This window comes from Cupriavidus mimosae (assembly GCF_023952485.1).
In the GTDB taxonomy this organism is placed as follows: Bacteria; Pseudomonadota; Gammaproteobacteria; order Burkholderiales; family Burkholderiaceae; genus Cupriavidus; species Cupriavidus taiwanensis_C.
This window is the reverse complement of the sequence record NZ_JALHRY010000011.1, coordinates 249,256-265,661: the sequence shown is the minus strand read 5'-3', so window position 1 is coordinate 265,661 and position 16,406 is coordinate 249,256. Positions and strand designations below refer to the sequence as shown.

General features: G+C 67.4%; 12 protein-coding genes, 1 tRNA gene and 1 pseudogene. 8 read left to right on the top strand and 6 right to left on the bottom strand.

All coding sequences use genetic code 11. From position 1 onward, the window contains the following. The 4 genes and pseudogenes from MKD50_RS21270 to MKD50_RS21255 form a co-directional block, all read left to right on the top strand. Positions 1 to 301: pseudogene (locus MKD50_RS21270) on the top strand (allantoinase); the annotation flags it as partial. Then, positions 298 to 816, top strand: coding sequence for a 2-oxo-4-hydroxy-4-carboxy-5-ureidoimidazoline decarboxylase (uraD, locus tag MKD50_RS21265; protein ID WP_115706374.1), 519 nt, complete (start codon positions 298 to 300; stop codon positions 814 to 816). The pseudogene MKD50_RS21270 and the gene uraD, both read left to right, overlap by 4 nt. A 180-nt stretch (positions 817 to 996) precedes the next feature. After that, positions 997 to 2,064 (top strand): porin, encoded by a 1,068-nt coding sequence (locus MKD50_RS21260; RefSeq protein ID WP_115706373.1) that lies wholly within the window; start codon positions 997 to 999, stop codon positions 2,062 to 2,064. A 238-nt stretch (positions 2,065 to 2,302) separates the two neighbouring features. Further along, a complete protein-coding gene (locus MKD50_RS21255; RefSeq protein ID WP_115706372.1) occupies positions 2,303 to 2,548 on the top strand; it encodes a hypothetical protein in 246 nt (81 codons plus the stop codon). A gap of 105 nt (positions 2,549 to 2,653) precedes the next feature. Here MKD50_RS21255 and MKD50_RS21250 read toward each other — a convergent pair whose 3' ends face one another. Together MKD50_RS21250 and MKD50_RS21245 are read right to left on the bottom strand one after the other, a co-directional pair. Beyond that, complete coding sequence (locus tag MKD50_RS21250; protein WP_240073931.1) at positions 2,654 to 4,975, bottom strand: NADP-dependent malic enzyme; 2,322 nt, start codon at positions 4,973 to 4,975, stop codon at positions 2,654 to 2,656. A gap of 338 nt (positions 4,976 to 5,313) precedes the next feature. Continuing rightward, positions 5,314 to 5,949 (bottom strand): DUF4136 domain-containing protein, encoded by a 636-nt coding sequence (locus tag MKD50_RS21245; protein ID WP_252668575.1) that lies wholly within the window; start codon positions 5,947 to 5,949, stop codon positions 5,314 to 5,316. Positions 5,950 to 6,235: 286 nt separating this feature from the next. Between MKD50_RS21245 and pepN the strand changes: the two genes are divergently transcribed. From pepN to MKD50_RS21230, 3 genes are all read left to right on the top strand, one after another. After that, positions 6,236 to 8,947: an aminopeptidase N gene (gene pepN, locus MKD50_RS21240; protein ID WP_252668569.1), complete on the top strand. Its 2,712-nt coding sequence runs from the start codon at positions 6,236 to 6,238 to the stop codon at positions 8,945 to 8,947. An 80-nt stretch (positions 8,948 to 9,027) separates the two neighbouring features. After that, positions 9,028 to 10,044 carry a class 1 fructose-bisphosphatase gene (locus MKD50_RS21235; protein ID WP_012352281.1) on the top strand — a complete coding sequence of 339 codons (1,017 nt, stop codon included), beginning with the start codon at positions 9,028 to 9,030 and terminating at the stop codon, positions 10,042 to 10,044. Between the two features lie 144 nt (positions 10,045 to 10,188). Next, a tRNA-Thr gene (locus MKD50_RS21230) sits at positions 10,189 to 10,264 on the top strand. A gap of 41 nt (positions 10,265 to 10,305) precedes the next feature. On the opposite strand, the gene MKD50_RS21225 is transcribed toward MKD50_RS21230, so the two are convergent. From MKD50_RS21225 to MKD50_RS21215, 3 genes are all read right to left on the bottom strand, one after another. Continuing rightward, entirely contained in the window at positions 10,306 to 10,563 is a 258-nt protein-coding gene (locus tag MKD50_RS21225) for a hypothetical protein (protein ID WP_115706369.1), read from the bottom strand. A 68-nt stretch (positions 10,564 to 10,631) separates the two neighbouring features. Further along, entirely contained in the window at positions 10,632 to 11,549 is a 918-nt protein-coding gene (gene ppk2 / locus MKD50_RS21220; RefSeq protein ID WP_115706368.1) for a polyphosphate kinase 2, read from the bottom strand. 120 nt (positions 11,550 to 11,669) lie between these two features. Further along, complete coding sequence (locus tag MKD50_RS21215; protein WP_115706367.1) at positions 11,670 to 13,058, bottom strand: FAD-binding oxidoreductase; 1,389 nt, start codon at positions 13,056 to 13,058, stop codon at positions 11,670 to 11,672. 211 nt (positions 13,059 to 13,269) lie between these two features. Here MKD50_RS21215 and MKD50_RS21210 point away from each other — a divergent pair, with 211 nt between their 5' ends. Further along, the gene (locus MKD50_RS21210; protein ID WP_115706366.1) at positions 13,270 to 14,382 is read left to right on the top strand and encodes a CapA family protein; all 1,113 of its coding nucleotides are present in this window, start codon (positions 13,270 to 13,272) and stop codon (positions 14,380 to 14,382) included. A 270-nt stretch (positions 14,383 to 14,652) separates the two neighbouring features. Here the strand turns inward: MKD50_RS21210 and MKD50_RS21205 are convergent, their stop codons facing one another. Further along, positions 14,653 to 16,266 (bottom strand): flagellar assembly protein A, encoded by a 1,614-nt coding sequence (locus MKD50_RS21205; protein WP_252668568.1) that lies wholly within the window; start codon positions 16,264 to 16,266, stop codon positions 14,653 to 14,655. Positions 16,267 to 16,406: the final 140 nt, after the last annotated feature.

Sequence of the window (16,406 nt, the reverse complement as noted above, 5' to 3'; positions counted from 1 at the left end):
CTCGAACGACATGCGCTTCGCCACGCCGCAGGGCTTCAACACCGGCGAGCAGTTCTTCCAGTACCTGAAGGATGCGTTCGACGTGCTGTATGAAGAAGGCGATCCCGCGGGACAGGACAGCCCCAAGATGCTGTCGATCGGCATGCACTGCCGCCTGCTCGGCCGCCCGGGCCGCTTCCGCGCGCTGCAGCGCTTCCTCGACTACGTGCAGGGACACGACCAGGTCTGGATCTGCCGCCGTGTCGATATCGCCCGGCACTGGGCCGCCACCCACCCCTACACCCCCCGGAATCAAGCATGAGCCAGACCTACACCATCGCCCAACTCAACACCATGCCGGTCGCGGAATTCGTGCAGGTGCTGGGCGGCATCTACGAACATTCGCCGTGGTTTGCCGAGACCGCCGCCGCGCAACGGCCCTTCGCCGATGGCGCCGCGCTGGCGCAGGCGCTGCGCCAGGCCGTCGATGAAGCCGGCGAGGCGGCGCAACTGAAGCTGGTGCGCGCCCACCCGGAGCTGGCCGGCAAGGCCGCCGTGCGCGGCGAACTAACCGCCGAGTCGACGCGCGAGCAGAGCGGCGCCGGCCTGAACCAATGCACGCCCGAGGAGTTCGACCGCCTGCAGTCGCTCAACGCGGCATACAACCAGAAGTTCGGCTTCCCGTTCATCCTCGCGGTGCGCGGCTACGACCGCCACGGCATCATCGCCGAGTTCGCGCGCCGCGTTGAAAACACGCCGCAGCAAGAGTTGCAAACTTGCATCAACCAGATCCATCGCATTGCACAGTTCCGTCTTGACGACTTAGTATCCGCCTGAGCAAAAAAGCGTCACCTGTATAACAAAAAACGCTGTACCCCGATGCCGCCGGCCTCCCATGCAACACCACACCGAGCCCCGGCCAGGCGGCACGAATAAAAGCAAAAAGACATGACAAGAACCCGTCAGGGACCCAGTACACAACGTTCCAAGCAGGATCAAAACCACGGAGGTCTAACAATGCAGAAGCAGTACAAGCCGGCGCTCAAGCTGGCGGCGGTAGCGGCTACCCTTTTTTCCGGCGCTGCCATGGCCCAGTCCAGCGTCACGCTGTACGGCCAGGCTGATATGTTCGTCGGCGGCGTGAAGAGCCCGGGCTCGGGCGAGCGCGCCTGGGTCGCCAACTCGGGCGGCATGCAGACGTCTTACTGGGGCATCAAAGGCACCGAAGACCTGGGCGGCGGCACCAAAGCCATCTTCGACCTGAACGGCTTCTTCCGCACGGACGCCGGCCGCAGCGGCCGCTTCGAAGGCGACTCGATGTTCAGCCGCAACGCCTATGTCGGCCTGCAGAACGACAAGGCCGGCACCATCAAGCTGGGCCGCAACACCACGCCGTACTTCATCTCGACTATCCTGTTCAACCCGCTGGTCGACTCGTACGTGTTCTCGCCGACGATCTTCCACACCTACTTCGGCGCGGTCAGCGGCGCCGTCGCCGATCCCGGCATCATCGGCGATTCGGGCTGGAACAACTCGGTGGTGTACAGCACGCCAAACTTCGGCGGGCTGACCGCCAACTTCATCTACGGCTTCGGCGAGCAGCCGGGCGCCGCGGGCAAGCAGAAGTTCGGCGGCAACGTCCTGTACTTCAACGGCCCGTTCGCCGCGACCGTGGCCTACCAGCAGGTCCGCTTCAACAACGTGCCGACCGACATGTCCGATCTCGGCCTGTCGCGCCAGGACGCCGCGCAGATCGGCCTGTCCTACGACTTCAAGGTGGTCAAGCTGTTCGCGCAGGGCCAGTACATCAAGACCCGCGCCACCACCGCGCCGTCGGGCGACATCAAGCACATCGACGGCCAGTTCGGCGCCTCGGTGCCGATCGGCGCCGGCAACCTGCTGGCGTCGTACGCCTACGGCAAGGTCGACAACTCGCTGGGCGACTTCAAGCGCAATACCTTTGCCGTCGCCTACGACTACAACCTGTCCAAGCGCACCGACGTGTACGCCGCCTACTACTACGACAAGATCACCGGCATCGAGCACGGCGATACCTTCGGCGTGGGCGTGCGCCACAAGTTCTGATGCGCTGAACGCGTCACCGGCAGCACTGGAGCCCGCCTTTCGGCGGGCTTTTTCTTTGCGCGCGACGCGCATCGCGCGCAACTTCCCCCCTTGGATAATGCTGCGCTGCGCCACGCCCCGCGCGCTCCCGCGCCGGATTGGAAACTGCCGCTCCATAGGCGGATTCAATTGGATTGGCCCCGGCGCGCTTCCTAGATTGGTGTTCCAGGCCTCAAAAACCAATGCAGCGAGGTGACACATGCGGCGATACGCGAAGACCCGGTCTGAACTGATGGCCATCCTGAACCAGTGCCTCGACAACAACCCCGAGTGCGGCGAGTGCGAGCTGCACGCGGTACGAATGCACCAGCCTGACCATACCGGTTGCAACTGGAGCGCCGAGGTCGATTTCCCGCAGGAGTCCATCGACAACCTGGGACACCAGCTCGCAGCGGCAAAATCGATTATCGTGGTCATGCGCGAGCAGTACAACGTGCTGCAATAGCCACCATCCCAACCTGCCCTTGGGTGCGCGGATGCGGCGGGGCAACAAACAAAAAGGCCGGGTCAATTGACCCGGCCTTTTGCATGGCAAACGCCGCGCGGCGGATCAGCGCACCGCGTTGCACTCGGCCACGGCAACGGCCGTCATATTGACGATCCGGCGCGTGGTGGCCTGCGGGTTGAGGATGTGCACCGGCTTGGCCGCGCCCAGCAGGATCGGGCCGACCGTCACGCCCTGTCCGCCCGTGATCTTGAGCAGGTTGAAGGCAATGTTGGCGGCGTCCAGTGTCGGCATCACCAGCAGGTTGGCGCTGCCGGCCAGCTTGGTCGACGGCAGGAAGTGGCGGCGCACGTCTTCGACCAGCGCGGCATCGCCCTGCATCTCGCCTTCCACCTCCAGGTGCGGTGCCTCGCGCGCGAGGATCTGCGCGGCCTCGCGCATCTTGCGCGCCGACGGGCGCGTCGACGAGCCGAACATCGAGTGCGACATCAGCGCCACCTTGGGCTGCAGGCCGAAGCGCGCGATCTCCTCGGCGGCCAGCTGGGTGATGGCCGCCAGCTGTTCCGCGCTGGGGTCGTCGTTGACGAAGGTGTCGGTGATGAACAGCGTGTACTTCTCGAGCATCAGCGCGTTCATCGCCGCGAACACATGCGCGCCCGGCGCCAGGCCAATCACATCGCGCACGTGCTCGAGGTGGGCCTCGAAGCGGCCCACCGTGCCGCACAGCAGCGCGTCGGCGTCGCCCATGTGCATCAGCATGGTGCCGATCAGCGTGTTGGAGCGGCGCAGCGCCACCTTGGCCATGTCCGGGGTCACGCCGTCGCGGCCGCGCAGCGCATGGTAGGCCTCATGGTAGGCGCGGTAGCGCGGATCGTCCTCGGGGTTGATCAGCTCGAAGTCCACGCCCGGCTTCAGGCGCAGGCCGGCCTTGTCGATGCGCATCTGGATCACGTGCGGACGGCCGATCAGGATCGGGCGGGCCAGGCCTTCGTCGACCACGCCCTGCACCGCGCGCAGCACGCGCTCTTCCTCGCCCTCGGCGTAGGCCACGCGCTTGGGCGCGGCCTTTGCGGCCGAGAACACCGGCTTCATGATCAGGCCGGTGTGGTAGACGTAGGTGGAGAGCTGCTGGCGGTACGCTTCCAGGTCTTTGATCGGACGCGTGGCCACGCCGGACTCTTCGGCGGCCCTGGCCACCGCCGGCGCGATCTTCTCGATCAGGCGCTGGTCGAACGGCGTCGGGATGATGTAGTCGGGGCCGAACTTCAGCTCGCGGCCACCGTAAGCCGCGGCGACTGCATCGTTGAGCTCGGCTTCGGCCAGCTCGGCGATCGCCTTCACGCAGGCCAGCTTCATCGCTTCCGTGATCTTGGTGGCGCCGCAATCGAGCGCGCCGCGGAAGATGTACGGGAAGCACAGCACGTTGTTGACCTGGTTCGGGTAGTCCGAACGGCCGGTGGCGATGATGCAGTCCGGGCGCGCGGCCTTGGCCACTTCCGGGCGGATTTCCGGCTCGGGGTTGGCCAGCGCCAGGATGATGGGCTGGTCGGCCATGGTTTTGACCATGTCGCCGGTCAGCACGCCGGCGGTCGAGCAGCCCAGGAACACGTCGGCGCCCTTGACGATGTCGGCCAGCGTGCGGGCCGAGGTGTCCTGCGCGTAGCGGGCCTTGTTGGCCTCCATGTTGGCGTCGCGGCCCACATAGATCACGCCCTTGGAGTCGACCACCGAGATGTTCTCGCGCTTCACGCCCAGGCTCACCATGGTGTCCAGGCAGGCGATCGCCGCGGCGCCGGCGCCCGACACCGCCATCTTCACCTTGGCGATGTCCTTGCCGACCACCTTCAGGCCATTGAGCAGCGCCGCCGCCGAGATGATCGCGGTGCCGTGCTGGTCGTCATGGAACACCGGAATGTTCATGCGCTCGCGCAGCTTCTGCTCGATGTAGAAGCACTCCGGCGCCTTGATGTCTTCGAGGTTTACGCCGCCCAGCGTGGGCTCCAGCGCGGCGACGATCTCGACGATCTGGTCCGGGTCGCGCGCGTCGAGTTCGATGTCGAACACGTCGATGCCGGCGAACTTCTTGAACAGGCAGCCCTTGCCCTCCATCACCGGCTTGCCGGCCAGCGGGCCGATGTCGCCCAGACCCAGCACCGCGGTGCCGTTGGTGACCACGGCCACCAGGTTGGCGCGCGAGGTGTACTCGGCGGCGGTGGCGGGATCCTTGGCGATTTCCTCGCAGGCGTAGGCTACGCCCGGCGAATAGGCCAGCGACAGGTCGCGCTGGTTGGACAGCGCCTTGGTCGCGGTGACCTGGATCTTGCCCTTGGTCGGGCTGCGGTGGTATTCCAGCGCGGCGAGGCGCAGCTGCGCTTCAGGACTGTTCGGGGCATGTTGCGGTGCATCACCGCCGTTCTTGCTGCTCATTGGCTCGTCCGGAAAATGGCCCGGACCGGAAGCGCCCCTCTCCCGCCATGGTTCGGCCCGGCTCAAGCGACAAGCCGGCAGCGAAGGACAAGCTCTGGCAGCGAAACTGACGATTCCGGCCGCCAGGCCGGAAAAATCGAGCAGCTATTCTAGCCCACGCGCCCGCGCAAAGTACCACCGCTGCACGCCTGCAGGCCGCATTTTGGGCGGATTCTGGCCGTTAAACAGCTTTTACCATTGGGTATGCAATTGCAGTGCAGAAGCATGCTCCTGCATGCATCCGCACGCATTGCACGGAGCGGCCGGACCGGTCCGGTTTTGCTGCCCAGGTTGTCGCCTTACCTGGCGCTCTTCTCCACCTCCAGCGTCACCCGACGCGGACGGCCGCTGTCGGACGGGAAGTCGGTGAAGGCACTGCGGATCAGGTAGGGCATCATCGCCGGCAGGCTGCTGTTCTCGGCCTGGTTCTGCGCCGTGACCTGCCAGACCCGCTTGCCGCTGGCCGCATCCCTGAAATAAACCCGCAGGCTCGAGAACGTCACCGGCACGTCGCGCACCACCGTCTGCGGCGGCCAGTAGCCCGGACCCCAAGGGCCCCATGGTCCCCAGGGACCCCACGGCCGGTAATAACCCGGTCCCCAGTACGGGCCCCAGTACGGGCCCCACGGGCCATACCACGGGTCCGGGTAGACCGTCTCGGCCACGCGCACCAGCCCCGGCGCCGAGTCGTAGTCCATGCTGACCAGGTAGCGCGCCTGCCGGGCCGGCACCTGCTCGAAGCCGAGCTCGGCCAGCGCCGCCGCCAGCCATTGTTCATAGGTCTGCCGGTCGAGCTGGGCCGCCTGCTCGGCGCTGCGCTCGAAGCTGTAGGTGCGCGGCGCGTCGTTTTGCCAGCCGGGCTGGCGGAACGCCGTGACATCGGTGGTCACGGTGCTGGCGCATCCCGTCAGCAGCAGCGCCGCCAGCAGCGCCAGCGCGCCCCATATCCTGCGCGGCCCCGGCCACCGTCCCACTGCCCTTTCATTGCCGACACCGCCTGCGCGCTGCCACATAGTGCTACCTCGCTCTTCTGTCCACTGAAACCCTGCGTGTCTCTGAGACCACGCCGGCCCCGCGGAATTCCCCGTGCCCGCTTGGTGCGGCGCCGGCCAGACCGCGCCGCGACCCCTTGGCTACAATGAGGACTTCAGCGCCATGCTCTGCTTGCACGCGCGTGGCCGCCCCCTTTTCCTAACGGTCTTCCGAAGACAGGATCCCTCCATGCTGCGCACCGACACGCCCGTTACCGTCTATCGCAAGGACTATACCCCGCCGCCGTTCGCCATCGACCACGCCGCGCTGGTGCTGGAGCTCGATCCCCAGCGCACCGTCGTCACCAGCACGCTGCGCTTCGCGCGCACGGCAAGCGCCCCCGACGCGCCGCTGGTGCTGGCCGGCGAAGAACTCGAACTGATCGGCGTCAGCCTGGACGGCAAGCCCGTGGCCAACGCCACCCAGGATGGCGGCACGCTGACGCTTGCCGGCCTGCCGGCGCAGGGCACGCTGGAAATCACCACCGCGTGCCAGCCCGCGGCCAATACCACGCTGTCGGGCCTCTATGTGTCCAACGGCAACTTCTTCACCCAGTGCGAGGCCGAGGGCTTCCGCCGCATCACCTATTTCCTCGACCGCCCCGACGTGATGGCGACCTACCGCGTCACGCTGCGCGCCGACCGCGCCGCCTATCCGGTGCTGCTGTCCAACGGCAACCTGGTGAGCCAGCGCGAACTGCACGACGGCCGCCACGAAGCCGTGTGGGAAGACCCGTTCCCCAAGCCGTCCTACCTGTTCGCGCTGGTCGCGGGCAAGCTCGAATGCATCGAGCAACGGATCCGGTCCGCCTCCGGCAAGGACAAGCTGCTGCAGGTGTGGGTCGAGCCGCGCGATCTCGACAAGACCCGCCACGCAATGGATTCGCTGGTCCATTCGATCCGCTGGGACGAGCGCCGCTTCGGGCTGGAGCTGGATCTCGAGCGCTTCATGATCGTCGCCGTGGGCGACTTCAACATGGGCGCGATGGAGAACAAGGGCCTGAACATCTTCAACACCAAGTACGTGCTGGCCAACGCGGAAACCGCCACCGACACCGACTTCGCCAATATCGAGGCGGTGGTCGGCCACGAGTACTTCCACAACTGGACCGGCAACCGCGTGACCTGCCGCGACTGGTTCCAGCTGTCGCTGAAGGAAGGCCTGACGGTGTTCCGCGACCAGGAATTCTCGGCCGACATGATGGGCTCGGAATCGGGACGCGCGGTCAAGCGCATCGAGGACGTGCGCGTGCTGCGCCAGGTGCAGTTCCCCGAGGACGCCGGCCCGATGGCGCACCCGGTGCGCCCCGACAGCTATGAAGAGATCAACAACTTCTACACCGTCACGGTGTACGAGAAAGGCGCCGAGGTGGTGCGCATGTATCAGACCCTGCTGGGCCGCGACGGCTTCCGCAAGGGCATGGACCTGTACTTCCAGCGCCATGACGGGCAGGCCGTGACCTGCGACGACTTCCGCGCCGCCATGGCCGATGCCAACGGCCGCGACCTGAGCCAGTTCGGGCTCTGGTACAGCCAGGCCGGCACGCCGGTGGTGACCGCGCGCACCGCGTGGAACGGCGACGACGGCAGCCTGACGCTGACGCTGTCGCAGCGCTGCCCCAAGGTCGGCATCGAGACCCGTACCGGCACGCCCGACAAGCAGCCCTTCCATATCCCGTTCGCGCTCGGCCTGCTGGGCGCCGACGGCAACGACCTGCCGCTGCAGCTGGAAGGCGAAAGCGCGCCCGCAGGCACCACGCGCGTGCTCGACTTCACCCAGGCCGAGCAGAGCTTCCGCTTCATCAACCTGCCGCGCGGCGCCGAGGCCCCGCTGCCGTCGCTGCTGCGCAATTTCTCCGCGCCGGTGATCGTCGATGCCGAGTACACCGACGCGCAGCTGACCTTCCAGCTGTCGCACGACAGCGATGCCTTCAACCGCTGGGAAGCCGGCCAGCGCCTGGCCACGCGGGCGCTGCTGCAGCTGGTGGCCGACGTGCAGGCCGGGCGCGAGCTCAGGCTCGATCCCGCACTGGTGCGCGCCATGCGCGCGGTGCTGACCGACGACACGCTCAACCCCGCCTTCCGCGAGCAGGCCCTGGTGTTGCCCGCCGAGGCCTACCTGGCCGAGCGCATGGGCGTGGCCGATCCCGCCGCCATCCACCGCGCGCGCCAGTTCATGCGCGAAGGCCTGGCGCGCGCGCTGCAGGCGGACTGGCTGGCCGCCTACGAAGCCAATGCCACGCCGGGCCCGTATTCGCCCGATGCCGCCTCGGCGGCGAAGCGCGCGCTGCGCAACCTCGCGCTCGGCTACCTGGCCGACAGCGGCGACGCCGCGATGCAGACGCTGGCCGACCAGCAATACCAGCAGGCCGATAACATGACCGACCGCTTCGCCGCGCTGTCGGCACTGGTCAACAGCTTCGCCCCCGGCCGCGAGCATGCGCTGGCGGACTTCTACCAGCGCTTCGAAGACGACGCGCTGGTGATCGACAAATGGTTCTCGCTGCAAGGCATGCAGCGCGGCAGCGTCGGCCCGCAGGCCGGTGGCCCGCACGCGGGCAAGCGCACCATCGACACCGTGCGCGCGCTGATGGAGCATCCCGCCTTCAACCTGCGCAACCCCAACCGCGCGCGCTCGCTGATCTTCAGCTTCTGCTCCGGCAACCCGGCGCAGTTCCACGCCGAGGACGGCTCGGGCTACCGCTTCTGGGCCGACCAGGTGCTGGCGCTGGACGCCATCAACCCCCAGGTGGCGGCGCGCCTGGCGCGGGTGATGGACCGCTGGCAGAAATATGAACTGGCGTTGCGCGACCGCATGCGCGCCGAGCTGGAACGCGTCGCCGCCTGCAGCACGCTGTCGCGCGACGTGCGCGAGATCGTCGGCAAGGCGCTGGCCGGCTGAGCGCGGCCGGCCGACGTCCCCGATGCCCGGCCCGGCACGGCCGGGCATGTAGAATTGCGGCCATCCAAGGAGAACCAACCATGACTCGCATCAGCCTGACCCGCTACCTGGTCGAGGAGCAGCGCAAGCACAACACCATCCAGCCCGAACTGCGGCTGCTGATCGAAGTGGTCGCGCGCGCCTGCAAGGCCATTTCCAACGCCGTCAGCAAGGGCGCCCTCGCCGGCGTGCTTGGCTCGGCCGGCACCGGCAACGTCCAGGGCGAAACCCAGCAGAAGCTGGACGTGATCGCCAACGAAGTGCTGCTCGACGCCAACGAATGGGGCGGCCACCTGGCCGCGATGGCGTCGGAAGAAATGGAATCGTTCTACGAGATTCCCAACCGCTACCCGAAGGGCGAATACCTGCTGATGTTCGACCCGCTCGACGGCTCGTCGAACATCGACGTCAACGTCTCGATCGGCACTATCTTCTCGGTGCTGCACATGCCCAAGCCGGGCCAGACCGTGACCGAGGCCGACTTCCTGCAGCCCGGCACGCACCAGGTCGCCGCCGGCTACGCCGTGTACGGCCCGCAGACCACGCTGGTGCTGACGGTCGGCAACGGCGTGCACATGTTCACGCTGGACCGCGAGGCCGGCAGCTTCGTGCTGACCCAGTCCAACGTCACGATTCCGGAAGACACCAAGGAATTCGCCATCAACATGTCGAACATGCGCCACTGGGCCCCGCCGGTGCGCAAGTACATCGACGAGTGCCTGGCTGGCGACGAAGGCCCGCGCGGCAAGAACTTCAACATGCGCTGGGTGGCCTCGATGGTCGCCGACGTGCACCGCATCCTGACCCGCGGCGGCATCTTCATGTACCCGTGGGACAAGCGCGAGCCGGAAAAGCCCGGCAAGCTGCGCCTGATGTACGAGGCCAACCCGATGGCGATGCTGGTCGAACAGGCCGGCGGCGCCGCCACCAACGGTGAGCAGCGCATCCTCGACGTGCAGCCGGAAAAGCTGCACCAGCGCGTCTCGGTGATCCTGGGCTCGAAGAACGAAGTGGAGCGCGTTACGCGCTACCACCAGGAAGCGCAAGCCAAGGCCTGATTCCGGCCAAGGCCAGCCTGAAACGGGCGCTCCGCGCCCCGTTTTTCGTGCCGGCGCCGGATGACATCGGCGACACAAAAGGGCTTCACAAGGCCGGGAAACGCTGCTACTATTGCGGGCTGTTCCAGATCGCCGGAACATGTTGCCGAAGTAGCTCAGTCGGTAGAGCAGCTCATTCGTAATGAGAAGGTCGGGGGTTCGATTCCTCTCTTCGGCACCACCAGAATTCCAGGGCCCAGCCCCGCTCAAACCCGGACAGCGTCACGCTCTCCGGGTTTTTTGTTGCCTGCGTTCTTGCGATGACGGCGGTGTACAGGGGGGCAGCGGCAATGCCGCCGGCTGGCGCCCCAGCCGTTGCGCCCACCAGTAGCGGAAGGGGTGATCCAGATCGGGATAGAGCACCGGCTGGCTGAAGCAGCCGGCACGCTTCATCAGGAGATAGGCGGCAAGCATGGCCGCCCAGAAAGCTAGCAGTTCCACGATCACGGCCGCCGCGGATGTCGGGGTGGCCGTTTTCATTATAGGTAGCCGCCTTCGGCATGGGGCCGATGGCGCACCCCGTGGATACCCTAGGCCCCGAGCATCGCTCAGTACACCTCCGGCACGATCATCTCCTTTGGCACCGGCTGGCGCACGTAATCCTCGTGTCGCTCGCGCCCGGGCAGCACTACCGTGGGGGATTCCACTTCCGCATACGGCACCAGGCTCAGAAAGTGATGGATGCAGTTCAGCCGCGCGCGCTTCTTGTCGTCGGCCTGCACCACCCACCATGGCGCCTCGGCGATGTGGGTGCGCTCGAGCATGATCTCCTTGGCCCGGGTGTAGTCTTCCCAGCGGCGCTGCGATTCCAGGTCCATCGGGCTGAGCTTCCACTGCTTGAGCGGGTCATGGATGCGGCTGAGGAAGCGCAGGCGCTGCTCGTCGTGCGTGATCGAGAACCAGTACTTGATCACCTGGATGCCGGAACGCACCAGCATCTTTTCGAATTCGGGCACGGAGCGGAAGAACTCTTCGTACTGGTCGTCGGTACAGAAGCCCATCACGCGCTCGACGCCGGCGCGGTTGTACCAGCTGCGGTCGAACAGCACGATCTCGCCGGCGGCGGGCAGGTGCGCGACGTAGCGCTGGAAGTACCACTGGGTGCGTTCGCGGTCGTTGGGCGCGGGCAGCGCGGCAACGCGGCACACGCGCGGGTTCAGCCGCTGGGTGATGCGCTTGATCACGCCGCCCTTGCCGGCGGCGTCGCGCCCCTCGAACAGGATCACGACCTTGTGCCCGGTGGCGGCGACCCAGCTCTGCAGCCGCACCAGTTCGCCTTGCAGCCGGAACAGCTCGCGGAAATATTTCCGGCGGCTGTCCTGCTCGGCCTGGTCGTCCAGGTGCACGGGATCGCCGAAGGCCTCGCTGGCCTCGCGGTCGTCCAGTTCCAGTTCGATCTCTTCGTCGTAGTAGTCGGCCACCTCGTTGTGGATGCGCCGCACCAGCTCTGCTTCGCCCGGTCTCATCTGCTTGCTCTCCCTGTGGATACAACGCGGTCGCGGCGATGCTGGCATGGCCGTATTGCAGCCGCGTGAAGGCGGAGCAGGTCGCCCTGCCCCGCTCCAGCCCGCCACGTGATACGCCTTTCAGCCCGCGGGATTGATATTGTGGTTATGGCGGAACAGGTTATCGGGATCGTAGCGCCGCTTCACTTCCACCAGCCGGTCGTAGTTCGGCCCATAGGCAGCGCCGACGCGGTCCACCTCCTCCTGGGTGAGGAAGTTGACATAGACGCTGCCCAGCGCGAACGGCGCCGCCGCGCGGAACACCTCGCGCGCCCAGCCGATGCACCGGTCGTCGTCCGCGGGGCTGTCCCAGCGCCCGTGCAGGTTCATGATGAACTTGGCGTCGCGGTTGGCGTAGGCGGTGGCGTCGGGCGCGACGCGGTTGGTCTGCCCGCCCATCGCGCCGATAAAGACCTCGCATTGCGGCGATGGCAGCTTGCCGATCTGCTCGATCAGCATCGCGATCAGCCCGTCGTCCAGCCCGCCAAAGTTATGCGACTTCCAGTAGTTGCGCGCGCCAGGCGTCAGCAGCGGATCGAAGGCCTGCTGCCACGCGGTGAGCGGCATCGGCCCCAGGTGCTCGCCATACGGCGTGCCGAGCCGGCGCAGCGGCTCGACCAGCTGCGGCCCCTGCTCCGGGGGACCGATATAGCAGATCGCCAGCGCGGCCACCGGCTTGCCGTGCACCTCGGGCGGCAGGAACGGCAGCGGCGGCGCCTGCCGCAGCACCACCCACACAGTCAGTTCATCGGGCATCGATTCATACAGTTCGCGATAGGCCGGCAGCACGCTGGCGGCCTGCTCCAGCGGATAGACGATCAGTCCGCCATAGACCTGCGGTCCCACCGGATGCAGCCGGAACTCGAACATCGTCACCACGCCGAAGTTGCCGCCGCCGCCACGCAGCGCCCAGAACAGGTCGGCGTTCTCGTCGCTGCTGGCACGCACCAGCTTGCCGTCGGCGGTAACCACCTGCGCCGACACCAGGTTGTCGACCGTGGTGCCGAACTTGCGGCTGAGCCAGCCGAAGCCGCCGCCCAGCGTCAGCCCGGCCACGCCGGTGGTGGAATTGATGCCGAGCGGCGTGGCCAGGCCCTGCGCCTGCGCTTCATGGTCGAAGTCGCGCAGCGTGGCGCCCGGCTCCACCCACGCGCGCTGCGCGTGGGGATCGACGCGCACCGAGCGCATCGTCGACAGGTCCAGCACCATGCCGCCCTCGCAGATCGCCAGCCCGCCGATATTGTGGCCGCCGCCGCGTACCGACAGCAGCACGCCGTGCTCGCGCGCAAAGTTCACCGCCGCCACAACGTCGGCAGCGCCCGCGGCCTGCACGATCCACTGTGGGTGGCGATCGATCATCGCGTTCCAGATCCGGCGCGCGTCGTCATAGCCGCCGTCGCCCGGCTGCAGCAAGCGTCCGCGCAGCTGCGCCTTGAGTGCTTCAATATGTTCCTGCGATGGCTGGGCCATGATCTGCCTCCCGAGTTGTAAACATCGGACGACACGCGGCGTCAGGAGCAAAAAAATGGCCACGAAGACCGATGACTTCATCATTTAAGGCAGGCACCGCGCGAATGTAAATGCGCGCCGCGCGCGGCGCATTCCGCGGGTGGGCCCGGATGCAGCGTGGCCGCGCGGCCTATCATGGAGGCACGGTGCCCGCGCGCCGTGCGCCTGCACGATGGATACTCCCAGCCAACCTCCCCTGTTCCTGTGCGGCGACGTGATGACCGGTCGCGGCATCGACCAGATCCTGGCGCATCCCAGCCAGCCGCTGCTGCATGAATCGTATGTGCATTCCGCGCTCGACTACGTGCGCCTGGCGGAACGCAAGGCCGGCCCGATCGCGCGCCCGGCGGGGCCCGACTATCCGTGGGGCGATGCGCTGGCGGAACTGGCAAGCCGTGCGGCGCGGCCGCGCATCGCCAACCTGGAAACCGCCATTACCACCAGCGACGATGCCTGGCCCGGCAAGTCCGTGCACTACCGCATGCATCCGCGCAATGTGGATTGCCTGCAGGCCGCCGGCATCGACTGCGCGGTACTTGCCAACAACCATGTGCTGGACTGGGGCCGCGCGGGCCTGGCCGATACGCTCGACGCACTGGACGGCGCGCACATCGCGCGCGCCGGCGCCGGTCCCGACGAGGCCAGCGCGGCCCGCGCCGCGGTGCTGCCTCGGCCCGGCGGTGGTCGCGTGGTGGTGCTCGCCTTCGCCATGACTAACGCCGGCACGCCGGCGGCGTGGCGCGCCACCGCCGGGCACTCGGGCGTGAACCTGCTGGACGACTGGTCCGCGGCCTCGCAGCAGCGCATTGCCGCGCAGGCCCATCAGCTGCGCCGCCCCGGCGATGTGATGGTGCTGTCGATCCACTGGGGCCCGAACTGGGGCTACCACATCGATCCCGCGCAACGCGCCTTCGCCCGTGCGCTGGTCGAGCACGCCGGCATCGACATCGTGCACGGGCATTCCTCGCATCACCCGCTCGGCATCGAGCTGCATGGAGGCAAGCCGATCCTGTATGGCTGCGGCGATTTCATCAACGACTACGAGGGCATCGGCGGATACGATACCTACCGCCCGGACCTGGCGCTGATGGCATTCGTCAGCTTCGATGGCGGCGGCAGCGCGGACCTGCGGCTGGTGCCCTTGCGGCGCAGCCACTTCCGGCTGGCGTATGCGCGCGAAGTCGACATGGCATGGCTGCAAGCCATGTTCGAAGCACAGGGAAGCGCGCTTGGCACACGCGTGGCGCGCAGCGGACTGCACGAGTTGCGGCTGTGGGCGGCATAAACCGCAAGCCTACCGTGCCACGCTTCCGGTGCTTGCGATACTTGCAAAAGGGCCGGCGCAAAAACAGAAAGGCCAGCGCGATGGCTGGCCTTCCCGTTCAATCAAGTGCCACGTGTGTCGGTTCGGTGTAACGCTTCCACAGAGTGCTGATCCGCTTCTGCATTCATTGCCCAACGCTAGCTCGGTCGCCCATCCTGCGGCACCCCAGGACATACCTGCAGGATAGTACAAATCCCCACGGATCAAAGCGGGATCGAGCCAGCGCACGATTCAGCCGACCGTAATGCGGTCGTCGAGCAGCCGGATCTGGCCACCGGGCTTGTCTTCCATCACTTTGAGCACGCGACTGCCCACCTGCAGCGTGACCCCGCCATGGATGCGCCGCGCGGCGTCGATGACGGCATCGGCGGCAGGCTGCATCTGCTGTCCCAGTTCGCTCAGGCGCGCCTCCAGTTCAAACATCTCGCGCGACAGCTTGAACAGCGTCGCGCGCGCCTTTTCGCGCAGGTCGCCGACGGCGCGCTCCGGGTGCTTGGCAAAGAAGTCCACCAGCTGCCTGACCTTGTTCTGCTCCTCCAGCATGCGCCGGCGCTTGGCCTCGAGCGCGTCGCGCTGCGCGTCGGCATAGGGATTGAGGCCCACCTGGATGCTGGTGGCGGTGCCGGCCGGCGCGCCCAGCACCGCGGCGCGCACCGCCAGCAAGGCCCGGCTGCGGCCGCCGCTGATGCTGCCCTGCACACCGGTGCCGCCCACCACGATGCGCTGGCCGGCGGCGACATCGCTCTGGCGGATGCCGCTGTCGACGGTGACCTCGGTGCCGGCCTCGACCACCGCATTCTCGATGAAGCGCGCCTTCACCGCGCCCTTGCAGCGCACGCTGGCGCGGCTGATGCCGCCTTCGGCATGGGCGCTTTCGGACTTGCCGATAATGCCGCCCTTGACGATGACGTCGCCGCCGGCCTCGACGCTGGCGGCTTCGATGGTGCCTTCGACCACCACGTCGCCGCTGACATTGACCGACATGCCGGTGCGGATGTCGCCCGACACGCGCAGGGTGCCATCGAACGCCACGTTGCCGGAGTGCAGGTCCACCGATTCGACCTGCACCACGGGGCTGACCGAGATGCCGTATACGCCGACCACCGGCGATCCGGCAATCACCGCGCGCAGCAGTCCGGGGTCGTCCGCATCCGCCGCCGCGCCGGTCAGGCCCTCGGCAAATGGCGGGTCGTCGACCGCATCGGCGGCAATCGGCTTGCCGAACACGTCGACGCCGGCATGGCCCGGCACCGCCGCAATGCGCCGCATCAGCGGCGTGCCGGGGCTGACCAGCAGCAGGTTGCCCAGCTCGCGCAGATCGAGCTTGCCGGCATCGACGTCGCTGTGCGCCGGCTTGCGCGGCTCCAGCAGGCTGATGAAGCGCGCGGGCTCGCCCTGCCGCGGCGAGATGCCTGCGGCAATGGTGCGCAATTCGCAGCCGCCTTCGGCCAGTGCCGCGTCCAGTGCGAGCGACTGGATCGGCGCCACCACGCCGCGCTCCGCCATGGCGCGGCGGATCTCGTCCGCGCTGACCGGCCGGCCGCCCTCCGCTGGCATCAGCGTCAGCCGCACGGCCAGGCCGTCGGCGGTGATATCGAGCTCGAACGCGCCGTCGACCAGGGCGCCGATGGTGGCGTCGATCTCATGCTCGGCCCGCTGGCATTGCGCCAGGAACTGCGCCACCGCGCGCGCATCCAGCCGCGCGCCGGACCAGCCCAGGTCGGCCAGGCATTGGCGCAGGCTGGCCGGGTCCGGCGGCAGGCGGCCCGGCTGCGGCGTGTAGCGTGCGTGCACCTGTTCGCCCGGCTCGGCAAGCTCCAGGCGCAGTCCCGATTCATGCGTCATGCGTCCCCTGAATCGTCTGGCGGCGACGGCGGAAGCCGGCGCTCTGCTTGTTATCGATTCATCACCAACGGCAGGTGCGCCGGGAACTTTAGCGCACACGGTAAGCCCCGGCGGCCGCCGGGCGACTTTTCGGTAAACTG